This window comes from Photorhabdus aegyptia (genome assembly GCF_000612035.1).
GTDB lineage: Bacteria > Pseudomonadota > Gammaproteobacteria > Enterobacterales > Enterobacteriaceae > Photorhabdus > Photorhabdus akhurstii.
This window is the reverse complement of record NZ_JFGV01000035.1, coordinates 19,036-37,664: the sequence shown is the minus strand read 5'-3', so window position 1 is coordinate 37,664 and position 18,629 is coordinate 19,036. Positions and strand designations below refer to the sequence as shown.

Annotated in this window: 15 protein-coding genes and 1 pseudogene; 7 read left to right on the top strand and 9 right to left on the bottom strand. The window is 41.6% G+C overall.

Going from position 1 to position 18,629, the window contains the following annotated elements:
• Positions 1–78: 78 nt before the first annotated feature.
• The 7 genes from BA1DRAFT_RS12240 to pilM all read right to left on the bottom strand — a co-directional run bounded on the left by BA1DRAFT_RS12240 (position 79) and on the right by pilM (position 6,169).
• On the bottom strand, positions 79–1,014 hold the full coding sequence (locus tag BA1DRAFT_RS12240) for an SPOR domain-containing protein (protein ID WP_036779449.1): 936 nt from the start codon (positions 1,012–1,014) through the stop codon (positions 79–81).
• A 172-nt stretch (positions 1,015–1,186) separates the two neighbouring features.
• Positions 1,187–2,287, bottom strand: coding sequence for a 3-dehydroquinate synthase (gene aroB / locus BA1DRAFT_RS12235; RefSeq protein WP_036779447.1), 1,101 nt, complete (start codon positions 2,285–2,287; stop codon positions 1,187–1,189).
• 47 nt (positions 2,288–2,334) lie between these two features.
• Positions 2,335–2,856, bottom strand: coding sequence for a shikimate kinase AroK (aroK, locus tag BA1DRAFT_RS12230; protein WP_036779445.1), 522 nt, complete (start codon positions 2,854–2,856; stop codon positions 2,335–2,337).
• Positions 2,857–3,225: 369 nt separating this feature from the next.
• Complete coding sequence (gene pilQ / locus BA1DRAFT_RS12225; protein WP_036779443.1) at positions 3,226–4,260, bottom strand: type IV pilus secretin PilQ; 1,035 nt, start codon at positions 4,258–4,260, stop codon at positions 3,226–3,228.
• Positions 4,253–4,798: a hypothetical protein gene (locus tag BA1DRAFT_RS12220; protein WP_036779441.1), complete on the bottom strand. Its 546-nt coding sequence runs from the start codon at positions 4,796–4,798 to the stop codon at positions 4,253–4,255. Before BA1DRAFT_RS12220 ends, pilQ begins: the two co-directional genes overlap by 8 nt.
• Positions 4,785–5,336: a PilN domain-containing protein gene (locus BA1DRAFT_RS12215; RefSeq protein ID WP_036779439.1), complete on the bottom strand. Its 552-nt coding sequence runs from the start codon at positions 5,334–5,336 to the stop codon at positions 4,785–4,787. Before BA1DRAFT_RS12215 ends, BA1DRAFT_RS12220 begins: the two co-directional genes overlap by 14 nt.
• A gap of 2 nt (positions 5,337–5,338) precedes the next feature.
• Positions 5,339–6,169, bottom strand: a complete 831-nt coding sequence (pilM, locus tag BA1DRAFT_RS12210; protein WP_036779437.1) for a pilus assembly protein PilM — start codon at positions 6,167–6,169, stop codon at positions 5,339–5,341.
• A gap of 119 nt (positions 6,170–6,288) precedes the next feature.
• On the opposite strand from pilM, the gene mrcA reads away from it, so the two are divergent.
• A complete protein-coding gene (gene mrcA / locus BA1DRAFT_RS12205; protein ID WP_036779435.1) occupies positions 6,289–8,817 on the top strand; it encodes a peptidoglycan glycosyltransferase/peptidoglycan DD-transpeptidase MrcA in 2,529 nt (842 codons plus the stop codon).
• A gap of 45 nt (positions 8,818–8,862) precedes the next feature.
• Here mrcA and nudE read toward each other — a convergent pair whose 3' ends face one another.
• Complete coding sequence (gene nudE / locus BA1DRAFT_RS12200; RefSeq protein ID WP_036779433.1) at positions 8,863–9,411, bottom strand: ADP compounds hydrolase NudE; 549 nt, start codon at positions 9,409–9,411, stop codon at positions 8,863–8,865.
• A gap of 354 nt (positions 9,412–9,765) precedes the next feature.
• Here nudE and BA1DRAFT_RS12195 point away from each other — a divergent pair, with 354 nt between their 5' ends.
• The 4 genes from BA1DRAFT_RS12195 (at position 9,766) to pckA (ending at position 15,087) form a co-directional block, all read left to right on the top strand.
• Positions 9,766–11,880, top strand: a complete 2,115-nt coding sequence (locus BA1DRAFT_RS12195) for an intracellular growth attenuator family protein (protein WP_036779431.1) — start codon at positions 9,766–9,768, stop codon at positions 11,878–11,880.
• 57 nt (positions 11,881–11,937) lie between these two features.
• On the top strand, positions 11,938–12,354 hold the full coding sequence (gene hslR / locus BA1DRAFT_RS12190; RefSeq protein ID WP_036779429.1) for a ribosome-associated heat shock protein Hsp15: 417 nt from the start codon (positions 11,938–11,940) through the stop codon (positions 12,352–12,354).
• A gap of 22 nt (positions 12,355–12,376) precedes the next feature.
• A complete protein-coding gene (gene hslO, locus BA1DRAFT_RS12185) occupies positions 12,377–13,249 on the top strand; it encodes an Hsp33 family molecular chaperone HslO (protein ID WP_036779426.1) in 873 nt (290 codons plus the stop codon).
• Positions 13,250–13,467: 218 nt separating this feature from the next.
• The gene (pckA, locus tag BA1DRAFT_RS12180) at positions 13,468–15,087 is read left to right on the top strand and encodes a phosphoenolpyruvate carboxykinase (ATP) (protein WP_036779424.1); all 1,620 of its coding nucleotides are present in this window, start codon (positions 13,468–13,470) and stop codon (positions 15,085–15,087) included.
• Positions 15,088–15,134: 47 nt separating this feature from the next.
• Here pckA and BA1DRAFT_RS12175 read toward each other — a convergent pair.
• Positions 15,135–15,830: pseudogene (locus BA1DRAFT_RS12175) on the bottom strand (pirin family protein).
• Between the two features lie 730 nt (positions 15,831–16,560).
• Between BA1DRAFT_RS12175 and BA1DRAFT_RS12170 the strand changes: the two are divergent.
• Together BA1DRAFT_RS12170 and BA1DRAFT_RS12165 are read left to right on the top strand one after the other, a co-directional pair.
• Positions 16,561–17,898 (top strand): sensor histidine kinase, encoded by a 1,338-nt coding sequence (locus BA1DRAFT_RS12170; protein ID WP_036779422.1) that lies wholly within the window; start codon positions 16,561–16,563, stop codon positions 17,896–17,898.
• Positions 17,898–18,524 carry a response regulator transcription factor gene (locus BA1DRAFT_RS12165; RefSeq protein WP_036779420.1) on the top strand — a complete coding sequence of 209 codons (627 nt, stop codon included), beginning with the start codon at positions 17,898–17,900 and terminating at the stop codon, positions 18,522–18,524. The genes BA1DRAFT_RS12170 and BA1DRAFT_RS12165 overlap by 1 nt, the downstream gene beginning before the upstream one ends.
• Positions 18,525–18,629 lie beyond the last annotated feature (105 nt).

The window sequence follows — 18,629 nt, the reverse complement described above, 5'->3', positions numbered from 1 at the left end:
CAATAATTACTCAATCATTCCAGAGCCGCAGATTGTACTCTGTTTAGGACAGCATATCAGCGCCTAATAAATATTGTTTTATTTTCTTAGGTCTTGTTGCACTTGCTGCATCGTTCTGACCCAAGGTTTTTTCGCCTGAATCTCGGCCGGTAGAGATGAAACAGCCCGTTTAGCTTCAGAAACGGAACGGTAATCACCATGAATTAAAACAAACCAAACTTTTCCATTACGTTTAGTTTCATAAACTTTGTAATGAGTAAGATTATACTTTTTAGCAAAAGCGGTCAGTGTATCTGAGCGGCTGGCACTACTTAATTGTAAAGTGTAGTGGTTTGCCGGGGTTTTCGATAAATCACTACTGGTGCCGCTGACCTCATGGTTTTTACTGCTAGCATGATTTGTCGATGGTTTTGATTTAGCCGGTGTTTCTGATTTCAGTGGACGGATATTTTCCGATTTCTGCTGTATCACTGGCGGCGGTGTTACTGTCTGTTGTTGGGCCTGATTCAGATTTTGCACTGCGTGATTTATATTACTTTGTTGTTGAGTCAGTGCATCAGGAATATTTCCTGGTAATTCAATGCGCTGATTTTGGGTTTCGCCATTGTTATTTTGAGGCTGATGAGGTTGAGTTGCAGCACCACTAACAGGAGGAACATGGATTTCCTGTGGCCTGTTAATTGTATTTGTGGTGTTACTCTCTGATGTTATGGATTGATTGTTATCGTTGTTGGACGATGAACCGGATAAATCAATATTCTTCTCGGCAACATTTGGCGATTGCTGTTTTTCATGCTCAGTTGGGGCTTTTAAAGCAGAACTGATAGCAATAATCAGCAGTACCAGCACTAAAATACCAATGCCGAGCATCATTTGCTGACGTGAAATCGCAAATTTAGGTTTGTTTAATGGCTGACGCGAGCGTGAAGGACGGCGATCTGAGGTATCTGGCCTAAACTCACTGTCTACTCTTTGAGCCGCTCTTTGTTCATTTTCTGATTTGAATTCGTCCATATAGCCCTCCAAACAGAGCCAATACTGCCAATTGCAATTGAAGCCAGTCCGGCCGGCTGACTTAACTAAGATAGAAATTTGTCTGATAGAATTGTTATTTTATGACACAACAATCAGATGTATGCAAAAAAACATTTAGTTTAATGCCATAAGCATACAACTTACTTAAAATTTACACATTTTCATACGGTAAACACTGACGAATAGCGTCAACAACACAATTGTGTTCAATATCTGAGCGAAGTTCGGCTTTACCTATTTTTGTTGGAAGAACCAGCCGTAGTTTACCTGCTATAACTTTTTTATCCCGCATCATATGTGGCAGATAGGTTTCTGGTGGCATGTTTTGTGGCCCGTGTACCGGCAAATTTGCCCGCTCCAACAATCGGATAATGCGTTGAGTATCCTGTTCGGAGAAGTTATCAGCAAGTTGAGCTGTTCTTGCTGCCATGACCATTCCTGCGGCAACTGCTTCTCCATGTAACCAGACACCATATCCCATTTCTGTTTCGATGGCGTGACCAAAGGTGTGACCAAGGTTCAACAGGGCACGCAAGCCACTCAATTCTTTCTCATCTGCTGCGACAACTTCAGCTTTCAATTCGCAGCAACGACGGATGCAGTAAGCCATTGCTTGGGTATCGAGAGCCAGGAGTTTACCCATATTATCTTCAAGCCAGCTAAAAAATGCTCTGTCGAGAATGATACCGTACTTAATGACCTCAGCCAGACCGGAAGAGAGTTCGCGGGCTGGAAGCGTTTGCAGGCAGTTGAGATCGACCATTACAGAGGCGGGTTGATAGAATGCGCCTATCATATTCTTGCCGAGAGGATGGTTTACTGCGGTTTTTCCTCCGACAGAGGAATCAACTTGAGCAAGAAGGGTGGTAGGCATTTGAATAAAACGGACGCCACGTTGATAACAGGCAGCGGCAAAACCAGTTAAATCACCGATTACGCCGCCACCGAGAGCGATAAGTGTTGTGTCCCGGCTGTGGTTATTTTCCAGCAAAGCAGAAAATACGTCATTTAATACGGAAAGAGATTTGTACTGTTCACCATCAGGGAGAATCACTTCATCTACCCGAATCCCGGCTTGCTGCAAGGCGGCTTTTACTTTTGCCAAATACAGCGGAGCTAGGGTTTGATTCGTTACCAGCATAACCTGCTGGCCTGCTTTTAGTGGTGCAAAAGCAGAAGGATCGTCAAATAACCCTTTTGCAATGGTAATTGGGTAACTACGTTCCCCTAAAGTGACAGTGATCTTTTCCATAAGCAGCCTTCGCCTTAATTATTTATCGCTGTACAGACTTGCTTGAATCAGTTTTTTTCCAGTAACTCAATGATTTGGTTAGCGACAACTTTAGCGCTCTGTTCATCGGTACGGATAGTGACATCAGCAATTTCCTCATATAGAGGGTTACGTTCGCTTGCTAAATTTTCTAAAACTTCACGTGCTGGTGCATCGACTTGAAGTAAGGGGCGTTTTTTATCGCGCTGGGTGCGTGCTAACTGTTTTTCAATGGTGGTTTCCAAGTAGACCACGACACCACGGGCAGACAGACGATTACGGGTTTCTCTGGATTTCACAGAACCTCCGCCAGTCGCCAGTACAATGCCTTGTTTTTCAGTGAGTTCGTTAATCACTTTTTCTTCGCGCTCGCGGAAGCCTTCTTCGCCTTCCACGTCGAATACCCAGCCCACGTCAGCTCCGGTACGTCGCTCAATTTCTTGATCGGAGTCATAAAACTCCATATTGAGTTGCTGAGCTAACTGACGACCAATAGTGCTTTTGCCGGCACCCATAGGCCCAACCAGAAAGATATTACGTTTCTCTGCCATGTTTTTGGTATTACTAAGACTATTCGTTAATGATAACCCGCCCCGCTAATCAAATCAGCAGCGGGACCTAAACTGAAACCTCATGAGCGGTAATGTGAGATCAGATAACAAAATTATCTCAGTACATCAGCCAGTTTTGCAACTATATAAATCAATGATGAGCTTTTTGTAACGAAAGCTCTGGTTTCATTGGCTGATTATTGTGATGTTAAACCCGACCACTCAATTAGCTAACTCTTGTATGCTAAATCGGACTCAGCGTCAAATCTATAAACAAGATTAGTTGGAAAAATCTGCGTATCATCATACAGAATAGTTAAGTTTTTTATGTCCAACTCACTGATATAATGGTTATATTTTTATTTTTGATCAAATGTCCATCAGTTGAGGCGTAATAAATATGACTAACTCTCGTCGGCTGTGTTTATGGCCCTTTTGGTTAAATAGTGAACCGAACAATGGAATGTCTGATAGATAAGGTACCTTTTGGGTTTGCTCGCCTTTTTTCTGTTGAAAAATTCCACCGAGAATAAGTGTCTCACCATTCTTTACAGTAACTTGAGTTATTATTTCCTGTTTGTCGATGGTTAAATTCTCACCTCCTCCTTGACTTATTGAGATCCCTGGCATGTTTTGGCTGATTTTCAGAGAGAGTCTGATTTTATTTTTTCTCAGTATATGGGGGGTAACTTCCATTCCTAGTACGGCTTCTTTAAATTGCACGGTACTTTTCTCTTTTTCTTGGCTGACGTAGGGAATATCAGAGCCTTGCTTGATGCTGGCTAGCTGTTGATGTGAGGCGGTTAATCTTGGACTAGCGATAATATCTAGTTGGTTTTCTTGCTCTAAGGCACTGAGTTCCATTTCCAGTAAACTGGTGTGAATGCGGGCAATATTGAACGCAAATCGATGCATGTTATCGTTGGCTGCTTGGTTAATATTGAGGCGGTTTATACCCGTTGTTGCATTAATCGGCTCCCCTATCGGCATGCCCCAGTAAATGCCGAGTTCATGTAGTGCTTCCCTGCTGCTGGTCACGATATGTGCCGTAATTTGCACTTGCTGTTGTGGTGTATCTATCTCTTTCAGCCAACTTTTTATCTGTGCGATGGCGATGGGGGTATCCTGTAAAATCAGACTATTAGTTTCAGGATCAAAATCAACTTTACCCTCTTTTGTTATCAGTGCGGGTCTATTTTGCTTGAGATTCAGAGCAATTCTTTCTGCGTCTGCATAGTGTAATACGGTTGAGAGGGACTGAATTTCGGTCTCATTGACTGATTGATCAAATAACTCAACCGATTGCTCTTCTGCCTCTATCATAGGGGGAGCAAAAGGATTTCTTATTTCTGCAACAACAATAGTGGGCAGAAAAAGGATCAACAGAATAAATTGCTTAGTCATAAAACTCCTCATGTGAGGTTTCTGACAGGGTGATTTTGACGTTTAGGAATTCACCTGATGGCGAAATGGAAAGCTGTTTAATCAACAGCGGTGGATGTAATGTTTGTAACGCTTCAAGAAAATTCAGCATCTGTTCGTAGTTCAAATAAATTGTGATTTGCCAGAGCGTTTTTTCCCCTTCTTTTTTACGTTGCCACTCAAGAACTTGTGCGCCAGAATTTATCAATGGCTGTTGCAGTTGTTTTATTGCGGTAATTTTTACCGCATTTTGTCGCGGCTTACTGAGTTCATTTTCTATTTGGTTGATATGTTGTTGTATATCTTCCAATAGCGGTAGCTGATTTAGTCGTTCATTGGTTGCTTTGGTATTGATTTGTTGAACTGCTATTTTTTCTGTCAGACTACTTCTCTGTTCAGCTCTTTCTTGCCAGAAGAAAAGATAAAACAGAATCAGAAATGACATAATGAGAGTTTGCTGCCAGATAAAGAGCAGCCAGGTTGGTTTGGCAAACCACCATAGGTAGTCACTTTTTATCATTGGCAATCTCCGTCTGCCAGTTAGCGTCAATAGTGAATTGTCTGATTTGTTGTTCGGTGGTGGTCATCTTTTTTAGTTGAATTTCAGATAATTGCCTGTTGTTTTCAAGATTATCCAGCAGAGATGTCATACTGGAATAATCCAGACTATTAGCAACCAGTTTTAATTGACCGGCCTGATCATCGAAAGCAGTTAACCAACTTCCTTCCGGTAATAATTCAGGTAATTCATTGAATAATTGCCAATGTTGTTGGTTCTGTTTCAGCCATGTTTGTTGTTGTTTTAATTTATAGGTCAGTTTGTTGTGAAGATTGATAGACTCCTCGGTCTGAGTTATCTGTTGTTGCAAATGTAATTGTTGCTGGCTGAGTTGTTGTAATTGCCTTTGATACTGATTAATCGTTTCCTGTTGCTTTAGTAGCATCCAGACGAGTACTGTCAGCCACAATATCAATTGCAATAAGAGAAGAATCGCCCACCAACGATAGCGATGTTTTAGCCGGGTTTGTCGCCAAGGCAGAAAATTAACCTGATACATCGTTACTTATCATCCGGTCTGAGTGCTAAACCACCGGCTATCACATATTCCATCAGTTGAGCTGGTAGTGGTGGTTGATAGTGACGGAATGCTGCCAACATATCCCAAGAGTAAGTTCCTTCCGGTAGGGCTTCTTGTTGGTAGCTACTGTAGTAAACAGGCTGTTCAGCCATAGATGAAGCAGATAATTGACGGATAATCTGCTGTGGAGAAGTAGCCGTATTTGCTGATACCAGATCATAAGCGAAAGGGGCATTGGCAGGAGATACCCATAGCCAACCAGATTGTTGCCGGTGTAACAACCAGCTATCAGCGGGAACACCGGCATATTGCGCTATATAGCGTAGGGCGCAGGGGGCAATATCAATGGCGTCTGGAAATATTCCTGCTTGTGCAAGACATTGTAGCCAGAGGTTGAGATCTTTCTGGCGAGCGGCGCTGATGTAGGCATTTTGTTCAATGATACGGTAATCCAACGCCAGTTCTCGGGTGTTAAAGGGAAATTGTTTCTCGGCACTGGCGTTGATAAACCAGCCTTGTTCCGGCTCTTTAAGATTGATATCTGGAGGTAAAATCAGACTCTTCTGCAATGTTTGTTGTACAGGCAGGGCGAGTCTGAAACTGATTTTTTTAGGTAATTCTTGGCGCCATTGATTTAAAATATCACATAATATTTCTGGCCGTTGTAAACGACCTTCTGGCATAACCGCATCAGATAAAAGATATTGCCAGCAGTGGCGAAGCTGCCAGCCATCTCGGCGTTTTATAGCTGCGACGGCGCGAAGGGTGCCATTTTGGATGTCTAATCCGACATACCATTTTGGTGAATACATCTATCGATCTCCATATCAGTAATTTTAATAAAAGACCATATTCAAGGTGCTGTGTAACCTTTATACTACGCGCCGATTGTTTATAAACCACCCGACTAACGTGGCATGGGAAATTTCAGGTGAAGTTCGTAAAGTATTTTCTAGTCTTTGTCGTGAGTTGCATTTTTCTGGGAACGGCCTCGATTTTTGGTATGTACAAATATATCGAGCCTCAGTTACCTGATGTGGCGACATTAAAGGATGTTCGATTACAGACACCAATGCAGGTGTTCAGTGCGGATGGCGAGCTTATTGCCCAATATGGTGAAAAACGCCGTATGCCTCTTGAGCTGTCCGAAATTCCACCCATTATGGTGAAGGCGTTCATTGCAACGGAGGACAGCCGTTTTTATGAGCATCATGGGGTTGACCCTGTGGGGATCATCCGGGCAGCATCTGTCGCAATGAGTTCAGGCCATGCATCACAAGGGGCAAGCACCATTACTCAGCAACTGGCGAGAAATTTCTTTCTCACTCCTGAGAAGACGTTGATGCGTAAAATCAAGGAAGTTTTTCTGGCCATCAGGATTGAGCAATTGCTGAATAAGGATGAGATCCTCGAACTCTATCTCAATAAAATTTACCTTGGTTACCGGGCTTATGGTGTCGGGGCGGCGGCTCAAGTCTATTTTGGTAAGAGTGTCAAAGAGTTGACATTGAGTGAAATAGCCATGATTGCCGGTTTGCCAAAGGCGCCTTCTACATTTAACCCGCTTTATTCGTACAGTCGGGCGATTAACCGCCGGAATGTGGTTCTGAGCCGTATGCTCAATGAGGGCTATATTACTCAGCAGCAATATAATCAAGCCAGAAGTGAAAAGTTGGTCGCTAATTACCATGCGCCCCAGATTGCTTTCTCCGCGCCCTATTTGTCCGAGATGGTGCGTCAGGAGATGATTGAGCGTTATGGTGAGAATGCTTACACCGACGGTTATAAAGTTTACACCACGATTACCCGTAAACTTCAATTGGCTGCCGTGGATGCGGTTCGTAATAACCTCATTGATTATGATGTGCGTCATGGCTACCGTGGAGCGCAGGAAATCTTGTGGAAAGTGGGCGAACCTGCTTGGGATCGGGAACAGATTGTCAAGAAGCTTAAGACCTTGGCAAATTATGGGTCGTTAATGCCGGCTGTGGTGACCAGAGCGGGTAGTGATCAGGCGATAGTGATGTTGCCTGATGGCAGTAGTGCGGAATTGCCAATGGCGGGTGTCCGTTGGGCCAGAAAGTTCAGATCTGATAGTGCACAGGGGGCGGTTCCTCGTAGTGTGAATGAAGTAGTTCAGGTTGGTGAACAGGTTTGGGTTCGGAAAGTAAAGGATATTTGGTGGTTGGCACAAGTGCCGGAAGTTAATGCGGCTTTGGTCTCTATTGATCCAAATGATGGTGCTGTGAAGGCGCTAGTCGGTGGGTTTGATTTCAACTTGAGTAAATTTAACCGTGTCACTCAGTCGTTACGTCAGATTGGTTCCAATATCAAACCATTTCTCTATACCGCAGCGATGGATAAAGGGCTGACATTGGCTTCATTGCTGAATGACTTACCCATTAGTCGTTGGGATGCTGGAGCCGGTACTGACTGGCGTCCGAAAAACTCACCACCGACTTATGTTGGGCCAATCCGTTTGCGTCAGGGATTAGGGCAATCGAAGAATGTCGTGATGGTTCGGGCAATGCGAGCAATGGGAGTCGATTATGCTGCTGATTACCTCCAACGGTTTGGTTTCCCGGCACAAAATATAGTACGTACAGAATCTCTGGCTTTGGGATCGCCATCATTCACACCAATGCAAATGGTACGTGGCTATTCGGTCATGTCCAATGGCGGCTATCTAGTTGATCCTTACTTTATTACTAAGATTGAAAACGACGATGGCGATATTTTATTTGAGGCTAAGCCTAAAATTGCATGTCCGCAGTGTGATATTCCAGTAATTTATGGGGATACGGTACGTTCAATCGAACTTTCTGAAAACTCGATTGAAAATGTTGCTCAATCTCGTGTCAGACAACAAGAGATATTGCCGTTACCTGAATTGGAAAGAGCGCCGGTAATTGATAGCCATGAAGATGCGCCAAAATATGCTCCTCATGTTATCAGTACTCAGTTGGCATTTTTGATCCATGATGCTTTGAATAGCAATATTTTTGGCGAGCCGGGTTGGTCAGGTACGGGGTGGCGCGCCTCACGCGATCTGAAACGTCGTGATATCGGCGGCAAAACTGGAACAACTAACAGTTCAAAAGATGCTTGGTTCTCAGGTTATGGGCCAGATATTGTCACGACGGTTTGGATTGGTTTTGATGACCACCGCAGAAGCCTTGGTCGTACCGCGGCCGGTGGCGGTGAAGCGGGTGCTAAGAGTGCGCAGCCAATTTGGGATGACTTTATGAAAATCGCACTGGAGGGGGTTCCTGAAAAAGAAGTCACACCTCCTCCGGGGGTTGTTTCTGTCGTGATAGATCGTAAGACAGGTAAACTTGCTGGCGGAGGCGGGGATACCCGTAGTGAATACTTCATTGACGGAACTCAACCTACAGAGAGTGCGGTGCAAGAAGTTGGCACAACTTTAATTGAGAATGGTGAAAGCCAAGAATTATTCTGAGGATAAGACACAGGCACAACGGAAGCGCTGTTGTGCCTGTGAACTTCAACGGTGTTTTAAATATTTTTGTGCCAGAAATAGGGCGCAGACATTACGCGCTTCGTTGAAATCAGCGTGATCCAGTAATGACATCATATCGGCTATTGGCCAGCGTATTTGTGGTAGTGGTTCAGGTTCATCCCCTTCCAGTCTTTCTGGATAGAGATTTTCAGCAATAACAATATTCATTTTGTGAGAAAAATAGGCCGGAGCCATAGTAAGTTTGGCTAATTGTTCTATTTTTCTGGCACCAAAGTTGACTTCCTCTTTTAGTTCACGGTTAGCGGCTTCGAAGATACTTTCCCCAGGGTCGATCGCACCTTTAGGAAAGCCTAATTCGTACTGCTCGATGCCGACTGCATACTCACGAATAAGCAACAATTCATCCCCAATGACTGGGATTATCAGAACAGCTTCCCGATTGGCCGGACGCATCCGTTCATAAACGCGTTTTACACCGTTACTGAATTCGAGATCAACTGACTGAATATGAAATAAACGTGAATGGGCAATGTCCTCTATGTTTAGGATTTTAGGGTTTTTCAGGTCATTCATAATTGCCCCTGATGGTTGAATATTGGTTGAATTGAGTGTCTGTGCATTATTACGTCATAAATTATTTCATTAACCTTAGATTTTATGATGAAATTAGGTACACTCCATAAATTGACTAAATATGGCCGATTATTTTGATAAATGATAGTGATTATCGCTGGTTATTGTTGTTACTGTTATCTTTATCCTCTTTGGAAATAGATCTATGCTGTAGATAGTTTAGTGTGTGATTATATATAACTCATTGTAAAATAAATTAAAAAAAACAGATAGAAATAACCTAATTCAGAACTTAACGTGTAGTTGCTAATTTGCAAACAACAATAGCAAGATTATCATGGGTATGGGGATAAAATGAGCGTAACAGTCGTTATATTGGCTATCTTGGTAATTAGCCTGATTGTCATGGCTTCCTTTCTGATTTTCAAATGGAAGCTACATGATAATGCCTGTTATCTGCCTTCTGTTGCTGCACCAACCTATCGTAAACTTAATACTGATGAGTATCAGGCTATTGAATGTTATTTGAGTCGAGTGTTGCCGCCAGTTGTAACAGACCGTATTAATAAAACAAGTTGGCCAATTCTGATGGGTAAAAATGATATGGTTTATACTATCTGTCATTCCATTACCCGGTTTTCTGTTGCCTCAGATGAACTACATAGCTGGCGTTATTATATTGATATGGCAGAAGTTCATTTACCTTTTTTCCTTGAGCCTTTTATTAAACAACAGAATATTATTGATGTTGTTCACACCGCGACAATACCACTGGTTATTTCGATTAATGGTCACTTTCTGAAAGATTTTCAACAGGATTTTCCTTCTGCTCCGGTAATTTCAGATGTCTCTCATCAACAGGCATCTATCCAGAAAAATGGTGAAACTAGCGTAAAATTACAAAATATCCGTAAAGAGACATTGGAAGAGTACCGGTTAAATCACTCATCGGGTATTTGGGAGGGGGGATTTTTGTGTTTTGGATTTTTCATTTGGTTTCTTGCATTACTTTCACCAACACTGCTTTTGCCGTGGCTGATGTTGATTGCAGGCAGCTTAGTCGTTGTCAGTTTTTTGCCACTATTTTGTCCACTCTCAATATGCAGGCGCCAGGATATTCACTGTTTTACCGGTATACCAAAACGATGGGGATTATTTGGCGAATTTGAACAAGGGCAAATGAGTAATATTTCACTTGGTGGAATTGATTTGATTTATCCTCCTCATTGGGAGCCTTATGTTGCTCACTATCTTGATCAAAAAACCAATATTGATATTTACACTAACGGCCAGGTAGTCAGGCAAGGGCATTATCTCTCTTTGCATGAGGAAGAAAAAAATTACCCTTATCATCGTTATGGGAAAAATCTCATGATGATCGTTAGCAGCTTGCTGATTATGTTACTACTCTATTTTTATCAGCCTGTTAGTGTACCGATGAAACTCAGTTTTGCTTGGTTGCGTGGCAGCAGCACAAAAGTCGTCACTGACGCTAGTATGATGGAAAGGATGGAATTGCGAGTTGGGGATATCCTGAAAGCAAAAGGGGTTGGTATGTGTTATATGCCGCCAAACAATATGAATGGTAAAGGAGACACCTATTTTTCTCCATTCGATTGTTCGGGGATATATTGGAATAGAGTTAATCCACTGCCAATACCAGAATCAGAAATTATAGAAAATGCCGCTAAACTGATTGCAACTGTTAATAAGCAATTACGTTTACAGGAAAATGACGATGTAATAAATCCAGACCTTGTTCAGGAGACTTTCAAATCTGGCATGATATTATTGGATAATTTCCCTGATATTATATTGAAAACTAAAGAATTATGTGAAAAAGAAACCGACTGTTTACGATTAAAAAATGCTTTGGTTAACTTGGGTAATGCTAATGATTGGCTAACTTTGTTAAAGAATGCGGAAAGTGGCAAATTGGATGGCACTCATGTTTTATTGCGTCCGGCTGGCGCTGAAGCTTTGGGGAAATTGGTTGATGCAACTACATCATCATTTATCTACCGGGAAATAGATAAAGTCGCAATGCTGCTTAATAGCCCTTCTCCTGGCGGAGTTCTACTTATCAGTGATGAAGGCAAACAACTGGTTGAATATATAACGCCGTCTATCATCTCTTATGACCATAGTGCGTTGGAACAATGGCGTGAATTACAGCGGTTGTCGGATATGGTATTGCAAACACCCTTTGAGACAACGGGAATTATCACGGAATTGTCCATAGATAGTAATGGAACCCGCCGGATTGTGTTACATAATGAACTGGATTCCATGACGCTTGCTCGTTGTATTGGTACTACTGTTTTATTCTTGGCTCTTTTTACAACCTTAATCATTAACTTTGTGCTGGTTGTTAAGAAAAATCGGCAGAATAAACAACGTCTAAACAAAATCAGTCAATATTACGATAACTGTTTTAATACACTTTTTCCGCCTACGCGTTGGCGATAATCGACAATGGTATGTTAGGCTTTGCTTTATTTGCCAAAGCTGATGGTAAGAGGAAAAATGAAGGGTAATTCAGACTCCGATCAAGCTGTCCGTCTGGATAAATGGCTGTGGGCGGCCCGTTTTTATAAAACACGGGCTATTGCACGAGAAATGATAGACGGTGGTAAAGTTCACTATAATGGTCAAAGAAGTAAACCGAGTAAATTGGTTGAACCAGGGGCTGAAATTAAACTGCGTCAAGGTAATGATGAACGTATAGTTGAAGTTCTTGCGTTGAGCAATCATCGACGTAGTGCGCCGGAGGCGCAGCAACTTTACCAGGAGACGGAAGCGAGTATTGCTAACCGGGAAAAAATGGCAATTGCTCGAAAAATGAATGCATTAACTATGCCTCATCCTGATCGCCGACCGGATAAAAAAGAAAGACGCACGCTGATTAAGTTTAAGAACACCAAATTAAGTGGGCAGGAATAACCTGCTTGAATGAGAGATAGTTATGTTTAAACAAGACCAATTGCACCGCTTTTTATTTGAGAATTATTCTGTACGTGGTGAGCTGGTTTTAGCCAGTGAAACTTACCAGCATATTTTGGAAAATCATGATTACCCGCAGCCGGTACAGCAATTATTGGGAGAACTGTTGGTAGCAACCAGTCTATTAACGGCAACCCTGAAATTTGATGGCGATATTACGGTTCAAATTCAGGGGGATGGTCCGGTCAAATTGGCAGTGATTAATGGTAATCATCAGCAACAAATGCGAGGTGTCGCTCGTATTGATGGATTAGTGCCTGAAAATAGCAGTTTGAAACAGATGGTTGGTACAGGCTATATGGTTATTACCATTACGCCAACTCATGGTGAGCGTTATCAAGGCGTGGTTGCGCTGGAAGGTGAAACACTGGCGGATTGCCTTGATGATTATTTCAGACAGTCTGAACAGCTACCGACTCGTTTATTTATCCGTACTGGCATTCAGGATGGAAGGATTGCTGCTGGTGGTATGTTGTTACAGATTCTGCCAGCTGCGGAACAGGGGAGTGCAGAAGCTTTTGATCATCTGGTGCAACTTACTGCAACCATTAAAGGTGAAGAGTTATTTTCATTGGAAGTTAAGGAAATCTTGCACCGTCTTTATCATGAGGAAGATGTCATATTATATGAACCGCAAGCGGTCGAATTCCGTTGTACTTGTTCTCGCCAACGTTGTGCTGACACATTAGTCACACTTTCCGATGAGGATGTTAATCATATTTTGCAGAAAGATGGCAACATTGATATGGCGTGTGAGTATTGCGGCACGCACTATATTTTTGATGCTAATGATCTTGCTGCAATCAGGACGGAAAAAAAGAACCGATTCCATTGATATTCGATCTAAACAAACTTTTTCACCTTTTAAGGCGCGGCTCCGCGCCTTTCTATCAATTATCCATAATACTCAGAACTATTTTCGTGCCTTTGGCCCAAGATCAAACTTAAAAAAATAGTGGGTTTTCAATTTTTTGATAACTATCGCTGTTAATTAATCATAACTATTTATTATTGCTCACAGAAAAAGCGTGACTACCCACCAGGAGCAATGACATGAGTGTTAAAGGCATTACCCCGCAGGAACTCGCGGGCTACGGAATTCATGATGTTAACGAAATTATTTATAATCCAAGCTATGAGTTGTTATTTTCAGAAGAGACTAAACCTTCACTCAAAGGCTGCGAGAGTGGCACTCTGACCAACCTGGGGGCTGTGGCTGTCGATACGGGGATCTTCACGGGCCGTTCACCCAAAGATAAGTACATTGTTCGTGATGATGTTACCTGTGACACCGTATGGTGGGCCGACCAGGGAAAAGGTAAAAATGATAACAAGCCATTACAGCAGGAAACATGGACACATCTGAAAGGCTTGGTCACTAAACAGCTTTCAGGCAAACGTTTGTTTGTGGTTGATGCTTTCTGTGGTGCTAATGCAGATACACGATTGAAAGTCCGCTTTATTACAGAAGTTGCGTGGCAGGCCCACTTTGTTAAAAACATGTTTATCCGTCCGTCAGATGAAGAGTTGGCTGAGTTCAAACCAGATTTTATTGTAATGAATGGTGCAAAATGCACCAACCCGCAATGGCAAGAGCAGGGTTTGAACTCTGAAAACTTTGTTGCGTTCAACCTGACAGAGCGTATGCAGCTTATTGGCGGTACCTGGTACGGCGGCGAAATGAAGAAAGGGATGTTCTCTATAATGAACTACCTGTTGCCACTGAAAGGTATTGCTTCGATGCACTGTTCTGCCAACGTGGGTGAAAAAGGGGACGTTGCGGTCTTCTTCGGCTTGTCTGGTACAGGTAAAACCACACTTTCTACTGATCCAAAACGTAAGCTGATTGGTGATGATGAGCACGGTTGGGATGATGACGGTGTGTTCAACTTTGAAGGGGGTTGTTACGCGAAAACCATCAATCTGTCTAAAGAGGCGGAACCCGATATCTATCATGCGATTAAACGTGATGCGTTGCTGGAAAATGTTACTGTACTGACAGATGGCACGGTTGATTTCAATGATGGTTCAAAAACGGAAAACACCCGTGTTTCTTATCCTATCCACCATATTGAAAACATTGTTAAGCCGGTTTCCAAAGCGGGCCATGCAACTAAGGTCATTTTCCTGACTGCGGACGCATTTGGTGTGTTGCCTCCAGTATCTCGCTTGACACCTGAACAGACTCAATATCACTTCCTATCTGGTTTTACGGCAAAATTGGCTGGTACCGAACGTGGTGTGACTGAACCGACACCCACATTCTCTGCATGTTTTGGTGCCGCATTCCTGACTTTGCATCCAACCCAATACGCGGAAGTATTGGTAAAACGTATGCAGGCGGCAGGCGCTAAGGCTTATCTGGTGAATACTGGTTGGAATGGGACGGGTAAACGAATCTCGATTAAGGATACCCGCGGGATTATTGATGCCATCCTAAATGGTGATATTGAAGAAGCAGATACCATTACATTACCTATTTTCGATCTGGCGGTTCCGACAGCATTGCCGGGTGTTGATACCGATATTCTTGATCCACGTAAGACTTATGCAGATAAATCTCAATGGGAAGAGAAGGCGAAAGATTTGGCTCATCGTTTTGTCGACAACTTTGATAAATATACCGATACCCCGGCGGGGGAAGCTTTAGTGAAAGCGGGCCCTAAACTGTAATTGTGAATTTTTTAGCCTCATCCGTTAGGGTGAGGCTTATTTGATATTTATGCCGGAGGAAGGTCGAACAACAATATTTCACTATCGTTGCTGCTGTTAAATTGGAGATTGATTTCATCCCGGATAGCCAGACCATCGCTGGTGGTGGCTTTGACGCCATTAACCGTCACTTCGCCACGAATGACTTGTATCCATATGTAACGGCCTTTTTCTGCGACATATTCGGTGGCTTCGTGATCTTTAAGTACCCAACGCCATAAAGTCATATCCTGAAATACTGTCAGTGAACCATCCCGGGCATCAGGCGAGAGCACCAGTTGGCGGCCTTGTACATTATCAAAACGGCGCTGTTCATAACGTGGTGTTAAGCCTGTTTTATCTGGGCTAATCCAGATTTGATATAGATGCAATTGGCGCTCTCTGTTCGGGTTGTATTCTGAATGACGAATACCGGTACCTGCGCTCATAATTTGGAATTCACCGGCAGGTACCCGTTCTTTATTTCCTATACTATCCTAATGTTCAACGGTGCCGGAAAGAACATAGGTCAGTATTTCCATATCCTTATGCGGATGGATGCCAAAACCTTGACCTGCTTTGATGAAATCTTCATTAATCACTCTCAGAGCTGAGAAACTCATAAAATTGGCGTCGTAGTAGTTGGCAAATGAGAAGGTATGCCAGCTAGTTAACCAGCCATGATCGGCATGGCCGCGATCTGATGCTTTACGTAAATGGATCATATTCAAATCTCCTCAATAGTTTTTACAATCTAATTGAGAAGAGCTAGCATTAAAGCTTAAAAAGCTGACTTAATATCTCAAATATTTTGAATGATTGGCAATTGGATTAATTAATAAAAAAAAGCCAGCACCCGGCTGGCTAAAGTAAACACTGGAAGCAATGTGAGCAATGTCGTGCTTTCATCTGTACCCTGAAGACGGTTCATCTGAAAGCGATACGAATGATAATAATTATCACTATCGATTGTAAAGCGTTTTTTCTGGTCAAATATAGAATAATGGTGAGTTTAAACATCAAATATTTGATAAATAATACTATTTTTGTAAATGTCGGTGTAATGTTCAAGGGAAAGAAAACCCTTTCACCGAGTCGATTTATTAGGTGGTTACTTTAGATTGTTCAGTAAATTTGACATGATATTAAGAGCCTTGACAGAGTTACCGTAAACCCTTAGCTGAGGTCTATCTGTCGAAATAATTTGATTAGGAGCTGAAACATGCTTAAACAAAATAAGCGAGTATTGGAGTTTCATTTACCATAGCCAACTATTTATTTTAAGAAATGTTTTGATGAAATAATTACGCTATAATGAATTTTAATATGCTGCTCAATGCCAAATGTTCTCTAAAATTCAACTCATTCTGAACTTTTTTACTCTAATAAGCCGTCTCCTTTATATATTCTGACTGTATTTTTAACGTCATGAAAGATATCTTCTCAGGTAATTATATGTGGCATTTTTTGGTGTGGATTGTGTTAACAGGTTTGACTATTTGGGGAATGATTAATCATTCACTAAATCAGAATTATCAACAACAAACAGTTTCATTTAATATTCTTTATCGAGAGCTGAGTGAAAAGCTAGCACAACATGATGCGATTGTATCGCTAACGAATACTAATATCGAATTAGAACAGCTACAGGAAAATTTTCCACAAATCGTCGGATTACAAGAGATGCCAATGAATGCTTTAATATTCCCTATAGTCAGTGAAGAGGGAGAGGGAAAATATTGGCTTAATAGTAAACGTGATAGCATCCGATTATTAATAGATCTTAATATCCTGATGAAAGATCTATCATTATTGTCACAATTCCGAATGGTACAACTGGATTGGAATAATCGCCCATTGATTACGTATGGGCTGGAGAAAGAGCACTATTTTTGGAACTGGGAGAAAAAATTAACCAATCGTTTTCAGCCTTTTGTACTTAAAGTGGGTAACGATCAACAATGGTCTAAACTTCCGTGGGGCTATATTGCTTGTCTGAGTTTTTTATGGGCCGTGATTATCTGTTTTATCTTTTTAATTCAGAAGAATAAAAGATTGAGGAAAATTTCTGATTTACGAGCACATTTCTTTGAATTTACCCGCTTAAATACAATGGATGAAGTGGCAACCGGTGTTGTTCATGAATTAAATCAGCCTTTGACGGCGATTATGAGCTATAATCAAACCGCATTGCGGTTAATGAAAAAGCAACAATATGATAAAGTGACGCCGATACTGGATTCATCAATTTTGCAAACTCAACGCATCGCAAATTTATTAACGCAATACCGCCAAAAACTGACGGCCGGTAGTATTATTTTTCAATCTATAAATATTCAATCGATATTAGGTCGAGTTGAAGTATTGCTCGAAAATGAAATAAAGGTTGGTAAGATCAAGATAATAAAGCATATTTGTGATGAGCTGCCGATGATATCTGCCGAGCCGTTGTGGATTGAGCAGATATTTCATAATTTAATCAGCAATGCTATTCAAGCACAGCAAGAGCGAGGTCAGTCAGAATATCAAAATTGGATCTGCATCGATATTACCTATATTAATGAGATGATAAGAATCACTATAACAGATGGTGGTCCTGGATTAAGTGATGAAGCTTTAAGAAACGTATTTATTCCATTCTTCACAACACGCCAACAAGGTATGGGGTTGGGAATGACATTAACGGAGACATTAATTCATAAACTTGGTGGTGATATTAATGCTGAAAATTGTGAAACAGGAGGAGCGCGTTTTATTATTTGGCTACCAACTAATAAATTTAAGGAGAAATAATGGCGGCAGTGATTTATCTTATTGATGATGATGAAGCGATCCGTGATTCATTATCTATGTTATTAGAAACAATGAATTGGCAGGTAAGTTCATTTCCTGGCGCGCAAGAATTTCTTGATGAAATTAATAGCGAGAATATTGCAGTGCTTCGGGGATGTATTTTATTGGATATTCGTATGCCGGGAAAACCTGGATTGGCATTGCAGGCCGATCTATTGAAACTCAATAGTACATTGCCGGTCATTATCATGACCGGACACGGAAATATTGATATTTGTCGTCGAGCTTTTAAAAATGGCGCTTTCGAGTTTTTAACCAAACCTATTGATGCGGATTTACTAATTGAAACAGTTTCAAGTGCATTATTATTTCATCAGAAAGTATTTAAGCAGCGTCAGATATATGAGCAGTTGAAAACGAAATTTAGCCAATTATCTGAACGTGAAAAGGAAGTGATGAAAATTATTTTAGAAGGTAAAACCAGCAAACAAATTGCTCAACAGTTATCATTATCACCACGTACTATTGAGGTTCATCGAGCCAATATATTTCATAAATTGGATATACATTCTTTGCCGCAGTTAGTCAAAGAGTATGAATTATTTAAGTCATTATCTTATGACTAAGTATTTCTACTGAGTCGAATAAGTAATTGGCCGAATAGCTATAGCCGATAAACCTCATTAAGTTAGAACAGGATAATTCATCAACTTAAACTTAATGAGGTTTAC